12 protein-coding genes are annotated in these 14,733 nt (G+C 61.1%); 6 read left to right on the top strand and 6 right to left on the bottom strand.

Annotated features, from left to right (window positions below; all coding sequences use genetic code 11):
- On the bottom strand, positions 1–1,953 hold the full coding sequence (locus V0U79_RS00355; RefSeq protein ID WP_330197470.1) for a hypothetical protein: 1,953 nt from the start codon (positions 1,951–1,953) through the stop codon (positions 1–3).
- Between the two features lie 129 nt (positions 1,954–2,082).
- Between V0U79_RS00355 and V0U79_RS00350 the strand changes: the two genes are divergently transcribed.
- Both V0U79_RS00350 and V0U79_RS00345 read left to right on the top strand, forming a co-directional pair.
- The gene (locus V0U79_RS00350; RefSeq protein WP_330197469.1) at positions 2,083–2,568 is read left to right on the top strand and encodes a pentapeptide repeat-containing protein; all 486 of its coding nucleotides are present in this window, start codon (positions 2,083–2,085) and stop codon (positions 2,566–2,568) included.
- A 71-nt stretch (positions 2,569–2,639) separates the two neighbouring features.
- Positions 2,640–4,001: a pentapeptide repeat-containing protein gene (locus tag V0U79_RS00345; RefSeq protein WP_330197468.1), complete on the top strand. Its 1,362-nt coding sequence runs from the start codon at positions 2,640–2,642 to the stop codon at positions 3,999–4,001.
- On the opposite strand, the gene aspS is transcribed toward V0U79_RS00345, so the two are convergent.
- Both aspS and V0U79_RS00335 read right to left on the bottom strand, forming a co-directional pair.
- Positions 4,002–5,801, bottom strand: coding sequence for an aspartate--tRNA ligase (gene aspS, locus V0U79_RS00340; RefSeq protein WP_330197467.1), 1,800 nt, complete (start codon positions 5,799–5,801; stop codon positions 4,002–4,004).
- Between the two features lie 98 nt (positions 5,802–5,899).
- The gene (locus V0U79_RS00335; RefSeq protein WP_330197466.1) at positions 5,900–6,367 is read right to left on the bottom strand and encodes a DUF1203 domain-containing protein; all 468 of its coding nucleotides are present in this window, start codon (positions 6,365–6,367) and stop codon (positions 5,900–5,902) included.
- Between the two features lie 152 nt (positions 6,368–6,519).
- Here V0U79_RS00335 and V0U79_RS00330 point away from each other — a divergent pair, with 152 nt between their 5' ends.
- Genes V0U79_RS00330 through rnd form a run of 4 tightly spaced genes read left to right on the top strand, consistent with a single transcriptional unit; the run spans position 6,520 to position 10,353 of the window.
- Positions 6,520–7,149 (top strand): TetR/AcrR family transcriptional regulator, encoded by a 630-nt coding sequence (locus tag V0U79_RS00330; RefSeq protein WP_330197465.1) that lies wholly within the window; start codon positions 6,520–6,522, stop codon positions 7,147–7,149.
- Positions 7,150–7,154: 5 nt separating this feature from the next.
- Complete coding sequence (locus tag V0U79_RS00325) at positions 7,155–7,862, top strand: lysophospholipid acyltransferase family protein (protein ID WP_330197464.1); 708 nt, start codon at positions 7,155–7,157, stop codon at positions 7,860–7,862.
- Positions 7,859–9,175, top strand: coding sequence for an MFS transporter (locus V0U79_RS00320; protein WP_330197463.1), 1,317 nt, complete (start codon positions 7,859–7,861; stop codon positions 9,173–9,175). Before V0U79_RS00325 ends, V0U79_RS00320 begins: the two co-directional genes overlap by 4 nt.
- Positions 9,176–9,201: 26 nt before the next feature.
- A complete protein-coding gene (gene rnd, locus V0U79_RS00315; RefSeq protein ID WP_330197462.1) occupies positions 9,202–10,353 on the top strand; it encodes a ribonuclease D in 1,152 nt (383 codons plus the stop codon).
- Here rnd and V0U79_RS00310 read toward each other — a convergent pair.
- The 3 genes from V0U79_RS00310 to V0U79_RS00300 are packed head-to-tail and all read right to left on the bottom strand — an operon-like array spanning position 10,350 to position 14,727.
- Complete coding sequence (locus tag V0U79_RS00310) at positions 10,350–11,867, bottom strand: Ppx/GppA phosphatase family protein (RefSeq protein ID WP_330197461.1); 1,518 nt, start codon at positions 11,865–11,867, stop codon at positions 10,350–10,352. The two genes, rnd and V0U79_RS00310, sit on opposite strands and share 4 nt — an antisense overlap.
- On the bottom strand, positions 11,864–14,050 hold the full coding sequence (locus tag V0U79_RS00305) for an RNA degradosome polyphosphate kinase (protein ID WP_330197460.1): 2,187 nt from the start codon (positions 14,048–14,050) through the stop codon (positions 11,864–11,866). The genes V0U79_RS00310 and V0U79_RS00305 overlap by 4 nt, the downstream gene beginning before the upstream one ends.
- The gene (locus tag V0U79_RS00300; protein ID WP_330197459.1) at positions 14,050–14,727 is read right to left on the bottom strand and encodes a P-loop NTPase family protein; all 678 of its coding nucleotides are present in this window, start codon (positions 14,725–14,727) and stop codon (positions 14,050–14,052) included. The genes V0U79_RS00305 and V0U79_RS00300 overlap by 1 nt, the downstream gene beginning before the upstream one ends.
- Positions 14,728–14,733: the final 6 nt, after the last annotated feature.

Raw genomic sequence — 14,733 nt, 5'->3', positions numbered from 1 at the left:
CTACCAGTCCTTCAAGGGGTAGCCGAAATCGGTCGCGGGCGGCCATGGAAAACCGGCCTCTGCGAGCCGGGCGGCGAAATTCGGCGCGGCTTCCAGATCGAAGGGGGCACCGCAACTGCAAAATCCTATCATCTGACTTAAAACGACCGGCGACAGCGGGCGGCTATCCACCAGTGCGGCCGCCGCGTTCGCATTCTCTCGATCGCCGATCATCGCATAAACCAGTACCTCGAACTGCGTGGGTAAGCCCGGTATCGCCAGCACCTGTTCTGCCAATTCACTGGCAGCCTCCGCATCTCCGCGCAGCGACGCCAATCTCAGGGCGAAGAAAATCACACCGCGGGGATCCAGACCGGGCTCCTGCAATATCGCGTCGACCTCATCAAAACGGCCTTGCGCCATCATGATATCCATCGCCAGAAATTCCGATTGTCCAAGCGCAGTGGTGACAATGCCGAGTTCGAGGTGCTCCCTGTGGGCCTCGAGCGCACGGTCGTAGAGGCCATTCGCAAAGAGGACACGCTCATAGGAACTCCAAATTGTGGAATTGAGGGGATCACAGGCGACCTGTTCGGAATAGAAGTTCACGTGCTCCATCGACGGCTCGGCAAATGCGACCAGCGTGTTCAGGTAATTGTCCTCGACGCATAAATCGGTCTGCATGACCGTCTCGATAATCGGGTAGGCCAGCTGCCAGTCGTCCGAAAAAAGCAGGCGGTTGGCATGAGCGATCGCGCCGCGCACTTCATCCGGCGCCGTTTCCTCTGCCAGCTCCAGCAAACGCGTATGTTCGGCATGGGCCGCATCAAACGCTTCCTGATCAAACGTGGCCGTAACCGGCTCGCCGGATGCATCCTCCTGCACGCGCTGAAGAGAACGCTCGACCAGAACAATCATCTCATGGGCATACTGGTCGCTCCACAAGAGATAGGCTTCCGAAAATCTCGGATCGAGCTCGGTGGCGCGTTCAAACAACGCGCTGGCGTCGCCCAGCTGGGTTTCCGTATCGTTGAGATGCCGCTCGCGGAAAATCTCCTGGCCCTGCTGGAAGGCGACAAAGGCCTCGATACTCCGCGCACCGGAATCGCGCATCAATTGGCGCGCGCGCTCATCCATCGCGACTTCGAGAATATCAGCGACGCTGACCGCTATTTCTTCCTGGATGGCAAAAACATCGTCCAGCGTCCGGTCATAGGTCTGGGACCAGAGATGTGCATCATCTGAAGCCCGGATCAGCTGGGCCGTCACCCGGACGCGATTACCGCTGCTTCTGACCGAACCTTCCAGCACATGATTGACGCCGAGGCGGGCAGCGACTTCAGGAATGGGAGGGATTTCTGCTCCGCGGAACTGGAATGACGAGGTGCGCGATGTCACCCGGATATCCGGCAAAGCCGCCAGCGCATTCAGGATTTCCTCGGTCAGTCCGTCGGCAAAGAAGCGGTCGCTATCCTCATTGGAGAAAGCCTCGAACGGCAGGACGGCAATGGAATGATCGCTGGAGGCCGCCGGCGCGGGTTCAGCGACATTTTCCGTCTCGGATTGAACCGCCTCCGGCCCGGAAACAGGTTGGGTCGCGGCCATTTGCGCGCCGGAACCAGTGTCGGACGGCGCCAGCTGGCGCCAGCCGATAATGGCAACCAGAACGATGACCGCTCCGAGGATGGCATAATTCAGGATCTGTCCGGTCTCGGCCGTACGGCTTTCCGATTCCGGAACCGATGCGGTCTGCTTGATGCCTTCAGGCGTCAGCTCGAATGCCCAGGCGATAAACAGCACGACCGGGAAGCCAACGATCAGGATGATGAGCGCAAAGCTGCTCGCCCAGCCGGGCATGCCAGAGGCGGCGCCGATGACATCAACCACCTGCATCACGATCCAGCCGACCACGAGATAGGCCGCAGCCACCCGAATCACGTTCCGGCGCTGTAATTCGCGAACCAAATTGCCCATGGAATCTCCCCTGCCACACGAAATGCCATGGATTAAGGATTAACTCAATGAAATCCGATAAGAAGGCCGTTAGTTGAGCCCGGCCCCGATCTTGCAACCGTCAGGGGAAATGTACTGGAGCGCACCGCTATGAAACGCCTGGCCTGTCTTGCCGTCCTGATGCTGAGCCTGTCTGCCGCCGCTGCGGCGCAGAATGCTGGCGAGATCGCGCGCGTCCAGAGCGGTCAGTCCTGCAGCGGCTGCAATCTGTTCCAGGCCGATTTGTCCTATCGTGATTTGCCCGGCGTGAACCTCTCTAATGCCCGCTTGCGGCAAGCCAGCCTGGCCCTCGCAACAATGAACCGCGCGAATTTCAGCGGGGCGGACCTGTCCATTGCCGACCTGTTCGGCGGCCGGTTTACGGGTGCCAGCTTCCGCAATGCCAATCTGGAGAACGCCAATCTGGTAGGAGCCTATTTCGGCAGCGCTGACTTTTCCGGGGCGCGCCTCAGCGGTGCGATCCTGTCAGGTGCCGAGATGGAGCGGGTCCGCGGACTGACCCAGACACAGCTGGACGGGGCTTGCGGTGACGGAGCCACCCAACTTCCAAGGGGCTTGCGTATACCCGTATGCTGATTAGAAAATGTCTGCGGGCTTACAGCGATTTAAGTCGTCATGCGGACAAGTTTTCTTTATTTGCTCATTCCGTGAAAGAAATTGCCAGACATATCCTTGCCGGGCTTTGCCTGATCGGCGTCTCCGGCGCGGCCCGGGCGGGTGATGAACACCCTCACCGGACAATCACGATTTCCGGGCAATGCCAGAGCTGCGATCTGGCACGCGAAAACCTTTATGGTGCCGAAATCATCGGCGCGACGTTCATCGCCTCCGATCTCAACGACGCCAACCTCAATCATTCCGTCCAGGTCGAGACGCGTTTTATCGGCTCCAGCCTGAACCGGGCTGATTTCACCACATCGCGTCTTTCGGGCGTGATGTTCCAGGAGTCCGAGCTGGAAGGCGCCGTGCTGGTCAGTCTGCATGGCGAGCGCCTGCGGTTTGATGGCTCCATCATGACCGGTGTGGACCTGACGGATTCGCTACTGATACTGGCGAATTTCATGGAAACCGATTTGACGGATTCCAGCTTCGTCCGAACCCGCCTGTTCAATTCCCGTTTTGACGGTGCAACGCTGGACGGTGCCAATTTCACGGCGGCCAACCTGCCGGGCGCCATCATGCGCGGCACAGAGGGGCGCGACGTCAATTTCAGCGAAGCCGACATGCGCGGTGTCGATCTGTCCGGCGCACATTTTGTCCGCGCTGATTTTTCCGGAGCCGTGTTGCAAGGCGCACGGTTGGAAGGGACGATCATGATCGAGGTGACGGGCCTGACACCCGAAGCCTTGCGGGACGCCTGTTCCACGGCCGCCAGCCAGCTTCCCGATGGTATCGAGCTGCGCGACTGCAGTGAATTGCCACAACGCACGACGCGCGCGCCTGAACCGCGCCGTCCGCTGCGCCTGTCTTTCACGACCAGTGGTCCCGAGCAGAATGTGTTTATCGTGCGCGACGCCGAGAACGTGCAACGCATCGAGGAAATCCGCGCCGAACAGGCCCGGGCTGTTGCGGAATTCGAGGCGGTGCGGCGTTCCATCGTGGAGACACGACGTGCCATGGTCGAAGCAGAAAGCATCCTCCGAGATACGGAGATCGATATCGGGACGCGTCAGGAGCTTGCCGCAGAGATCGAGGAGGAGCTGCGCGAGGTCCGCGAGATGGAAATCGAACTGCAGGTCCGCGAGGCTGATTTCGCAGACCAGATGCGGTCCAATCCTGACATGCTCCGCCTGGTGAGGCAGTCAGGCGAACGTCTGATCTTCATCGACGAGACAGGCAGCCATTATCCCGATCCGCGCAGTCCTTCCGTGGTCGTCAACGGCAACCGCTATCAGTTGAATGGCCGGTATGAGTGGGTCTTTGAAATGCCCGCCTCTGAACCGCTGGGACCCAAAGGGCCCGGCGAAGCGCCTGCTCCGCCTCCGGCCCCGGAATCCACCGAAGACTGATCAGCCCTTTTTGGCGTCTGGCAGAACCACGCGCAGGCTCAGATCGCGCAACTGCGCTGCATCTGCCGGAGCCGGCGAATTCATCAACAAATCGGCCGCCTGCTGGTTCATCGGGAACAGGCTGACTTCGCGCAGGTTTTTCGCCCCCACCAGCAGCATGACAATCCGGTCCACACCGGCAGCCATGCCACCGTGAGGCGGTGCGCCATACTGGAATGCCCGGTAGAGGGCGCCGAAACGCTCCTTCACCACATCCGGGCCGAGGCCGGTAATGCCGAACGCCTTGATCATGGTCTCCGGGATATGGTTCCGGATCGAGCCAGAGGCGATCTCGAAGCCGTTACAGACCAGATCATACTGCTGGGCTTTGAGGGCTAACAGCGCCTCATTGCCTTCCTTCTCGGCGGCTTCCAGCGCCGCCAGACCGCCGCGCGGCATGGAGAACGGATTGTGAGAGAAATCGATCTTCTTGTTGTCCTCGTCCCATTCATACATCGGGAAATCGACAATCCAGGCTAGTTCGAACCGGTCCTCGTCAACAAGGTTCAGCTCTGTACCAACACGGTCACGGGCCTTGCCGGCAAAGGACGCGAACTCTGACGGCACACCGGCCACAAAGAAGACAGCATCCCCATCATTCAGATCGAGCTGTTGACGCACGGCATTTGTCCGCTCCTCACCGATATTCTTGGCGATCGGGCCCGCGCCCTCACCGTCACGGAAGAAGATATAGCCCAGGCCAGGCTGGCCTTCCTTCTGCGCCCAGGAATTCATCCGGTCGCAGAAAGCCCGCGATCCGCCCGACGGGGCCGGAACTGCCCAGACACGCACTTTGGGGTTCTTCTCGATCATGCCGGCGAAAATCTTGAAACCGGAGCCGGCAAAATGCTCCGTCACGTCCTGCATCTCGATCGGGTTACGCAAATCCGGCTTGTCGGTGCCGTATTTCGCCATGGCAACATCGTAGGGAATACGCGGGAATTCGGCCGTGACCGGCTTGCCCTCGGAAAAGTCTTCGAAGACCTCCCGGATCACCGGCTCCATCGTGGTGTAGACGTCTTCTTCCTCGACGAAGCTCATTTCCACGTCGAGCTGGTAGAACTCGCCCGGCAGACGGTCCGCGCGCGGGTCCTCGTCGCGGAAACAAGGCGCAATCTGGAAGTAGCGGTCAAAGCCGGAGACCATGATCAGCTGCTTGTATTGCTGCGGTGCCTGCGGCAGTGCGTAGAAATTACCGGGATGCAGACGCGACGGCACCAGGAAGTCGCGCGCGCCCTCCGGCGACGACGCGGTCAGGATCGGGGTGGCAAACTCGAAAAAGCCCGCAGCCGCCATCTTGTCACGCATGGCGCGGATCACGGCCACGCGGCGCATGATGTTGTTGTGCAGGGTCTCACGGCGCAGATCGAGGAAGCGGTGCTTCAGGCGCACTTCTTCCGACCATTCGGGCTCACCGAACACCGGCATCGGCAATTCCTCTGCGGCAGACTGAACGGTCAGATCCTCGACCCGAACCTCGATCTCGCCGGTGGGAAGATTGGCGTTTACCGTCTCGGCAGAACGCGCCACGACCTTGCCAGTAATCGTCACAACGCTTTCCACGCGGGCGCGTTCCAGCGTCTGGAAGTGCGGGCTTTCCGGCTCGAGAACGCACTGCGTCAGACCGTAATGATCGCGCAGATCGACGAAGAGCAGACCGCCATGGTCCCGCTTGCGGTGGATCCAGCCCGAGATACGGGCTGTGGTGTCGACATCGCTGGCGCGAAGCTGGGCGCAAGTGTGGGTGCGATAGGCATGCATGGCGGCGAAGCCCCTCTGGGATATATCGTTCAGAAGGGCGCGATGTGCCCGCGAAGCACCCTGCCTGTCAAGGAAACGAGGCGGCTGTGGCGTGTAATCTACCCTGCCCGCACGGCCCGCGCCGCAAAGCAGCCCGGCGCCGCGAAATGGATATGGATTTCCGCGATCGACTGATTGCCGAATAGAGCATCGAGCGCGCCGGCCAAATCCCGGCCTTCGACGACCGCCGCATCGCGCATCAATCCCCTGGCATCGAAGCCGCGTAGCGATAGCGTCCGAGTTTCGAACATCGCCGGGACCTCGCCGGGCCTCAGCTCCGCCTTCTCCGCGTTTTCGCGTATGTAGACGGCATGCGTGGCCTGATACGGCGTAGCTGCCGATTGGTGCTGGTAATTGGCGAGGATCAACGTCTCGCCCCTCGGCGCATCGCGCAGGCTCGCACGGCATGGAAAGCCCATGTCAGCGCTGGCCACGACCCTCCTCGCCAGACGATCGGCCAGTTCTGCCTCGTCGAGGGCGAACAGCGGGGCAAAGGGCGTGGGGTCGAGGGATTCGATCCGGAACATTACGGTCTCCTATACAGACTTTCGCACGCTTGATGCCGTTTCCCTGCGGGGCTTTCCACCCGAAACTTGCGATATAAGTGATTATTCACTTGCATAAAGATCAGGCGCTCGCCATACCCGTTGTAAATGATCATTCACAACGGAGGTTGGTCATGGATACATATCTGGATCAAAGCTTGCTGGAGCGAGGCCCCGACGACCGGGGAATTACCGGCCGGCCGGGCTCGACCAAGGCCCGGATCGAACGCAATGCGCTGAAACTGTTCGCGGCCAAGGGCGTGGATGGTGTCTCGATCAAGGAAATCGCCAAGGCCTGCGGGATATCCGATGGCGCCATGTACCGGCATTTCGACAGCAAGGATTCCCTCGCCCACACACTGTTCCAGGCCATTCATGCCAATCTGCTGGGCGTTCTGAAGGAAAAGGTCGCGCCCTATGACGGGCTGGAAGCCACTGTCCGCGGGCTGGTCGCCGCCTATTGCGAACTGGCCGAGAGCGATCCCGCCGCCTTTGCCTATCACCTGACCGCGCGCAACACCGTTCTGGCCCGCGCCGGCGATGGCGGGGCGGACCCGTCCACCCTGCTGGCGCGCCGGCTGGAAGCGGCGATGGGCGCCGGAGAGGTGCCCAGGGGCGATCCGGAGCTGAAATCCGCCATGGCGATGGGGGTCGTGCTGCAATCGGCCGAATACCGCCTTTATGGCCGCATCACCACGCCGCTGACCGACCTGATCGATACGTTCACGGCTGGCGTCATGGCCGTTCTGAGAAGCGAAGGATAAGCGCCATGCGCTCGACGATCTTCAACATTCTCTACTGGACGATTTCCGGCATCTACGCGGTTTTGTGCGCCATTCTGGCGCTGATCCCGGGGAAATTCTTCCTGATGCATGGCGTGCGTTCCTATTGCCGCCTGACCGTCCTTCTGATGCGCGTCATCTGCGGCATCAAAGTCGAGGTGCGCGGCCAGCCGCCGAAGAACAAATCGGTGATTATCGCTGCCAAGCACCAGTCCTGGGGCGATGGCATCGTGCTGGTGGCCAAGACCGGGAATGTGAACTTCGTGATCGGTGATCACATGCTGAAATACCCGCTGATCGGCTGGGTGCTGACGCGGGTCGGTGCCATCGTGGTGAACAATCAGGGTGGGCGGAAGGCGCACCAGTCGCTGAATGACGGGATTGGCCGCTCACAGGAAGAAACCCGCCCGATCCTGATATATCCGGAAGGCCATCTGGTGCCGGTGGGCCATGGCAAACCCTATCGCAAGGGCGTATACCGCCTGGCCACGCAGCTGGAGCGGCCCGTTGTGCCGGTTGCCACCAATCTGGGCTGTTTCTGGCCGCAACAGGAATGGAGCAAGCACCCCGGCATAGCGGTCATCGAATTCCTGGAACCCTTATCCCCGAAACTTGACGCGGCCTCTTTCATGGCCACGCTGGAAACCACGGTCGAGGCGCACACGCGCCGCCTGGAAAAGGAGGCGCAGCAATGAGTGCCAAGATCGCCATCAATCTCGTCGGCCAGCGCCGTTACTGGCCGATGCTCGTGGCCCAGTCTCTGGGCGCCTTCAATGACAATTTCTTCCGCTATGCTCTGGTGACGATTGTCGCCTTCCAGGGCGTCACCCTGTTCGGGCTGAATTCAGAAATGCTGGTGCCGATCGCGGCCTCGGCCTTCACTTTGCCGATCTTCCTCTTCTCGGCCTTTGCCGGGCGATTGGCGGACAAGGTGGACCGCACTCGGATCATGCGGTTTGCCAAGTTTGCCGAGATCTGGCTGATGCTGATCGTGGCTTGCGGTTTCATGCTGCGAGAGCCACTTCTCCTGATTGTTGCCCTCTTCTTCATGGGTGTGCAGTCGGCCTTTTTTGCCCCGGCCAAGAATTCAGCCCTGCCAACTCTCCTCGAGCCCCATGAACTGGTGCCCGGAAACGCCATGATTTCCGGCCTTTTGAACATTTCGGTGCTGATCGGGATCGGCTTCGGCACCGTCCTGATCACCCGCGAAAATGGGCCGCTGATCGTGGGCTCAGTACTTGTCGGTGTTGCGGTGATCGGCTGGATTGCCATGCGGCAATTGCCACCCGCACCTGCCAGCAACCCCGAAATGAAACTGTCCTACAATTTCATCTGGGAGATTGTGCGTGTGCTGAGGTCGGCCTTCGAGAATCCTCAGGTTCTGCGCCCTCTCCTCGGCGCGGCGTGGTTCTGGATGCTGGCCGCGTCCATTGTCACACTCATTCCCAATTTTGCGCGCGGCGTGCTGGGGACGGATGAAACCGCCGTTCTGCTTTTCAGCGCGCTGTTCACGATCGGTGCGGCAATCGGCGCCATCCTGTGTGGCGCGCTTTCGGGCAAGGGAGATGCGCTCCCCTTCTCGGTCGCCGGGGCGATCGGCCTCGTCATTTTCAATGTCGATGTGGCCATGATCACCTGGAACAATCCGCCCGTACCGGCCGATGCGGAACTCATTCCCGGCATGCAATTTGTTCAGGATCCCGCCAATCGCCGGCTGCTGATCGATCTCGTTCTGGCGGCTGTGTCCGCTGGCCTGTTCGTGGTTCCGCTACAGGCCATGGCGCAACGCCGTGCGCCGGAGTCCATTCGCGGGCGCCTTTTGGCCGCTGGCGGGCTGATGAACGCCTTCACGGCAACCCTGGGACAGTTCACGCTGGCCGCCATCGCCTTTGTTGCACTGCCTCTTCAAACCGCCTTCCTGTATATCGCCGGGGTCAGCGCAATCGTCGCCATCGTTGCTTTTATCAGGATGATGAAGCTTCGCGGTCAAAGCCCCTCGCCAAGTTAGGTGAAGCCCGTTAAACGCGGTGGTCAATGGAACTCATTACGACCACACAACAGCTCGAGTCGGCGTGCGATGATCTGCGGCAGCAGGATTTCATCGCCGTCGACACCGAGTTCATACGCGAAAGCACCTTCTGGCCGCAGCTCTGCCTGATCCAGGCCGCCGGCGGTGAGACCGAAGTGCTGATCGATCCGCTGGCGGATGGCATTGATCTGGAAGCGTTCTGGGACCTGATGGCCGACGACCGGATCATGAAGGTTTTTCATGCCCCTCGGCAGGATCTGGAAATCTTCTTCCACATGGCTGACGGGCTGATCCCGCATCCGATCTTCGACAGCCAGGTGGCCGCCATGGCGCTCGGGCTCGGCGACTCGATTGCCTATGACAAGCTGGTCCATGCCGTTCTGAAGCGGCCGATTGACAAGGGCTCGCGCTTTACCGACTGGGCGCGCCGGCCGCTGACCAAGGCGCAGGAAGGCTATGCCATCGCCGACGTCACGCATTTGCGCGACCTCTACCCGATCATCCGCGAACGCCTCGAAAGCGCCAACCGGATGAGCTGGGTGGCCGAGGAAATGGCCATTCTGACCGATCCGGCGACGTATGAGCAGCATCCTGAAAACGCCTGGCAGCGCCTGAAAGTCCGGAAAAACCATCCGAAATGGCTCGCCGCGCTGAAAGCCGCTGCCGCCTGGCGCGAGGAAGAAGCCCAAAGCCGCGACATTCCGCGCCAGCGCATCGTCAAGGATGAAGGCCTTTACGAGATTGCGCATGCCGCGCCGGAAACACCGGATGATCTGAAGGGCATGCGTGCCCTGCCCCGCGGTTTCGAGCGCTCGCGCCCGGCTGAACGCCTGATCGAGAAACTGAAACCGGCACTGGCCGACCCGAAAGCCTACGCACCCACACTGCCGCCGCCGCCCAAACGTCCGGAAGGCGCCAGCGCCACGGTGGAATTGCTGAAAGTGCTGTTGAAGCTGGTAGCCGAGGAAGCCGGTGTTGCCGCGCGCCTGATTGCGACCGTGCCGGACCTGGAAGAGATTGCCACCAGCGATGAGGCCGATGTGGCTGCGCTGCGCGGCTGGCGGCGTGATGTGTTCGGGGAAACCGCCCTCGCCCTCAAGCACGGCAAGATCGGGCTGATGCTGGAAAACGGCCGGGTGACGGCAAAACAGCTCTAGACGCTGACCAGTACCGGTTCGAGATCCAGCGATACGGCCATCTGTTCGAAGCGCCCGCGCGCGCGTTCCACCACAAGATCCGTATCGGCTTCCGGCGCGCTGAGAACCAGCTTGCCGTCTTCCACCGACAACGAAAACCGGCTGAGCAACGCTTCCGAACGGCCTGACAAGGCAGCAGCGAAGCGCAAGCCCAGCCCGTAGCTCATCGCCATCTGGCGGGTTTCTTCATCCAGCAGATGATGGAAAACCCGGCTGTCAGCCGGTGTCCGCTTGCCATCATAGCGATGGTGCAAGGCCAGGCCCATATAGGCCCGCTCGGCATGAGCCACGCCGGCAAAGGGCGCAAACAGGGCGAGCTCGCGGCCAAGGGCCGCGCGGTGATCGGGGTGGTGACGCGCACCGACATCACAGAGACGGGCGGCGGCCGCGCGGATCAACGGGCTTCGATTGCCGAAGAAATGATCCCGGCTGGCGAAGACCGGCTCCAGCCAGGCAGCAATCGCACGTCCGAAGCTGGGACTGGGCGCAGCCGGACGGGCTACCGCCTCGGCCCCCGCCAGAAGCGGGTCCACGGCCTGGATAATCTCCGGCAGCCGATCGAATACAGCGCCTTCCCTCAAACCAAAGGCGGAAAACACGACCCGGTTGAACTTGCCCTTCTTCATCAACCGCTTCAGCAAAAGCCCGGCATAGGGCAGCATTTCCGCACGGCGCAGGCTGACACCCGGTGTTCCGGCCAGCGACGCTGGCGACAGCCGCGCGGCAAAATCAGCAATCTGCTTGGCAGCACCCCGGCTCAGCTGGAACTGGTGGATGACCTGCAAAGGATAGTCCGCCTCGGCAATCGCCAGCTGGGCCAGAGCCCGCCAGGCGCCGCCCACGGCATAGAGAGTGTCGCCGCATTCCTTGAAGACCGGTCCGGCTTCCTTCAGGCGCTCGTCGATCCAGGCCTTGGCTGCCTTTCGGCTGGACATCAAACCGTCCGGCGCTGCCAAAGGCCCCAGCCGCAAAGTGATGCCCTTGCCCGGTGCCGCCAGAGATACCGGAATGATCTCGAGGCTGGAGCCACCGAGATCGGCCGCCGCGCCGGTCGCATTGGGAATGCCAGCCACAACGCCGAGCGCTGACATCAGCGCTTCCTGCTTGCCGGTCAGAACCTTGATTTTGACACCGGCTTCCTCTTTCGCGCGCCTGACAAAAACGGGACCGTCCTCGGCATCGCGTACAGCGGCGGTGGCAAAGACGATACGCTCGCTGACGCCCTTGGCATCCAGTAATATCGTGAAGCGGCGCAAGGTCCGAAGCGCGCTCTCCACGCCTTCAGGGTTCAGCTTTCCGGTCTCGCCGACCCCTTTGCCAAGTTCGGCACTGGTCTTTTCATTGAACACCGGCCAGAGCGCTCTTCCCTCAAGCCGGAAGTGCACGAGACGAATGGAATTCGAACCGACATCGATCACCGCGATGTCGCGCTCGATGGCATTTTCGGCGCTCAGCTTTTTCGAGGCTTTTGTCAAAGGCGAGGTCCGGCATAGGGCAAGGTCAGCGGCTGATCATTCTTCACCGCCTGCCCGCGCCCTGACAGGCTGGGATTGGTCATGAAATATTCGTGCGCGCTAAACGGTCTGGCGACATCGCTGACATCGACCCGCTCATATTCTCCATTGCCCCGCATATACCAGCTCTGTTCCTCGTCATTGAGGTTGGCCACCATGATCTGATCGAGGATCTGGCGGTGCACGGTGGGGTTCTGGATCGGGCACAGCGTTTCCACGCGCCGGTCCAGATTGCGCGGCATCCAGTCGGCGGACGAAATAAACACCCGGGTCGAGGGGCTGGGCATTTCCTCGCCATTGGCAAAGCAGACAATCCGCGAGTGTTCAAGGAAGCGGCCGACGATCGACTTGACCCGGATATTCTCCGACAGGCCCGGAACGCCGGGCCGCAGACAGCAGATGCCGCGGACCACAAGCTCGATCCTGACCCCGGCCTGACTGGCCCGGTAAAGTGCATCAATCACCTCGTCATGGGTGATCGAATTCAGCTTGGCCCAGATGCCGGCGGGCTTTCCGGCCTTCACATTGTCGATCTCGCGATTGATCATCTTGATCAAATTCTTTTTCAGGCTGACCGGCGAGATCGACAGGCGCTCCATGTCCTTGGGACGCGCATAACCGGTGACATAGTTGAATATCCGTCCTGCATCGCGGCCGAATGCCGGATCGGCCGTAAAAAGCGACAGATCGGTATAAATCCGCGCCGTGATGGGATGGTAATTGCCGGTCCCGAAATGCGCATAGGTCTGAAGCTCACCGGCCTCGCGCCGCACAACCAGGCTGACCTTTGCGTGGGTCTTGTATTCGGTAAAGCCGTAGACGACCTGCACACCGGCCCGTTCCAGGTCGCGCGCCCATTTCAGATTGGCTTCCTCGTCGAAGCGTGCCTTCAGCTCGACCAGGGCCGTGACATTCTTTCCGCTTTCCGCCGCTTCCACGAGGGCCGCAACGATCGGCGAATTCTTCGAGGTCCGGTAGAGCGTCTGCTTGATCGCCACCACGTCCGGATCCAGCGCCGCCTGGCGCAGGAACTGGACCACCACATCGAAACTTTCATAGGGATGGTGAACGAGAATGTCCTTGGCCCTGATCGCGGCAAAGCAATCGCCGCCATAATCCTTGATCCGCTCGGGAAAGCGCGGCTCATAGGGCTTGAAGACCAGATCCGGGCGCTCATCCGGGATCAGTTGGGATAGCTGGGCGAGGCCCAGAATGCCGTCCACCTCGATCACATCGTCGGGCTCGGCCTTCAAATGCTGGATGATGAAGGCTTTCAGATCCTCAGGCATGCCGGTCTCTATCTTCAGGCGCACTAGCACGCCGCGGCGGCGCTCCTTCAGCAATTCCTCGAATTCGCGGACCAGATCCTCGGCTTCTTCCTCTATCTCGATATCGCTGTCGCGAATGATGCGGAACGCCCCATAGCCCTCCAGCACATGTCCCGGAAACAGCTTGTCGAGGAACATGGAAAAAACCGTCTCCAGCGCCACATAGCGGCGGATCGGGTGGCCGGCCTTGTTGTAACGGCGATCCGGCAGCTGGATGAAACGGTTCACGCCAGACGGCATGGGAATCAGCGCGGTCATCGGCTTGCGGTTCTTCTTGCGCCGCAGCTTGAAGACCATCGAGAAGCCGAGATTGGGAATGAAAGGGAAAGGATGCGCCGGATCAATCGCCAGCGGCGTAATCACCGGCATGATGTGCTTCAGGAAATCTTCCGCCAGCCAATCGCGGTCCTGCTGGGAGATATCCTGGGCATCCAGCACCTTGACCCCCACCCGCGTCATCTCCTTGCGCAATTGCTGCCAGCGGATCTGCTGTTCCTGCATCAGCTCACCGGCAAACTGGTTGATGCGGCGCAATTGTTCGGCCGGCGTCAGCCCGTCAATCGATGGCGTGGAAACGCCATTGCGCATCTGGGCCCGCAGACCGGCCACGCGCACCATGTAGAATTCGTCCAGATTACTGGCGGATATGGACAGGAAACGCAGGCGTTCCAGGACGGGGTGGTCCTTGTTCGCAGCCTCCTCGAGGACACGCGTATTGAATTGCAGCCAAGACAATTCCCGGTTCAGGAAACGCTCTGGCGAGCCCATCAGCTCCGGCTCGGCCGTTGCAGCCTGCGGTGTCACGGCATCATCCATCAAACGTCCTCGTCACTGTCCTGACCGCCAAGCACGCGGCGTGCCACGCCGCGATTGATCGGCGTGCGCCGCGCCAGAGCTTCGCGGTCCAGTGCCTCAACCAGACGCCGTGCGCCTTCCACCGAGCGTTCCATGCGCGGCAGCAGGTATTCGATCAGCCCGTCCACCAGCGGGGATTGTCGATCGGCAAACAGTTTCTTCAACAGGCGGACCAGAAGGACATCATCCGGCTCTTCAAGCTCCGCGGTCGAGACGGCCAGCAAACGGGATTTGAGATCGGGAATGTCAGTGTCCCATCGCGACGGCGCCTCCCGCCCGGTCAGCAGGAGAGCCGGAAGCGCTTCATTCAGCGCCCGGTTCATCAGATGGAACAGCGCCGTCCTGTCGGCCCGGGCGTCGGCATCCTCGACAATGACAGGCCGGCCGTCAGGCAAGCGTTCGAGCATGACCGCCAGATGTTCTCCCGGCACCAGAATGGCGCCGGTTTCCTCCGCCCAGAGATGCGCCATATGGGTTTTGCCGGTACCGGGCGCCCCGTAAAGGACAAGAACCCGGCCGGGCCAGGCCTTCCATCCCGCCAGCGCCGAGCGCGCAGATGCATTCGCAGCGCCGGCGATAAAGCTGGCCGCGCTGTAATCCTCTCGCGGAGGCAGGCCAAGCGCGAGTTGTTCACCCATCGGGTC

Source organism: Hyphobacterium lacteum, from assembly GCF_036330345.1.
Lineage (GTDB): Bacteria > Pseudomonadota > Alphaproteobacteria > Caulobacterales > Maricaulaceae > Hyphobacterium > Hyphobacterium lacteum.
The sequence above is the reverse complement of the archived record's forward strand: the minus strand, read 5'-3'. Positions and strand labels throughout refer to the sequence as shown.

Excerpts from the sequence above, each read along its gene's own strand:
- V0U79_RS00355 (WP_330197470.1), bottom strand. The coding sequence starts at position 1,953 with ATGGGCAATTTGGTTCGCGAATTACAGCGCCGGAACGTGATTCGGGTG.
- V0U79_RS00350 (WP_330197469.1), top strand. The coding sequence starts at position 2,083 with ATGAAACGCCTGGCCTGTCTTGCCGTCCTGATGCTGAGCCTGTCTGCC.
- aspS (WP_330197467.1), bottom strand. The coding sequence starts at position 5,801 with ATGCATGCCTATCGCACCCACACTTGCGCCCAGCTTCGCGCCAGCGAT.
- V0U79_RS00335 (WP_330197466.1), bottom strand. The coding sequence starts at position 6,367 with ATGTTCCGGATCGAATCCCTCGACCCCACGCCCTTTGCCCCGCTGTTC.
- V0U79_RS00330 (WP_330197465.1), top strand. The coding sequence starts at position 6,520 with ATGGATACATATCTGGATCAAAGCTTGCTGGAGCGAGGCCCCGACGAC.
- V0U79_RS00325 (WP_330197464.1), top strand. The coding sequence starts at position 7,155 with ATGCGCTCGACGATCTTCAACATTCTCTACTGGACGATTTCCGGCATC.
- V0U79_RS00320 (WP_330197463.1), top strand. The coding sequence starts at position 7,859 with ATGAGTGCCAAGATCGCCATCAATCTCGTCGGCCAGCGCCGTTACTGG.
- rnd (WP_330197462.1), top strand. The coding sequence starts at position 9,202 with ATGGAACTCATTACGACCACACAACAGCTCGAGTCGGCGTGCGATGAT.
- V0U79_RS00305 (WP_330197460.1), bottom strand. The coding sequence starts at position 14,050 with ATGGATGATGCCGTGACACCGCAGGCTGCAACGGCCGAGCCGGAGCTG.
- V0U79_RS00300 (WP_330197459.1), bottom strand. The coding sequence starts at position 14,727 with ATGGGTGAACAACTCGCGCTTGGCCTGCCTCCGCGAGAGGATTACAGC.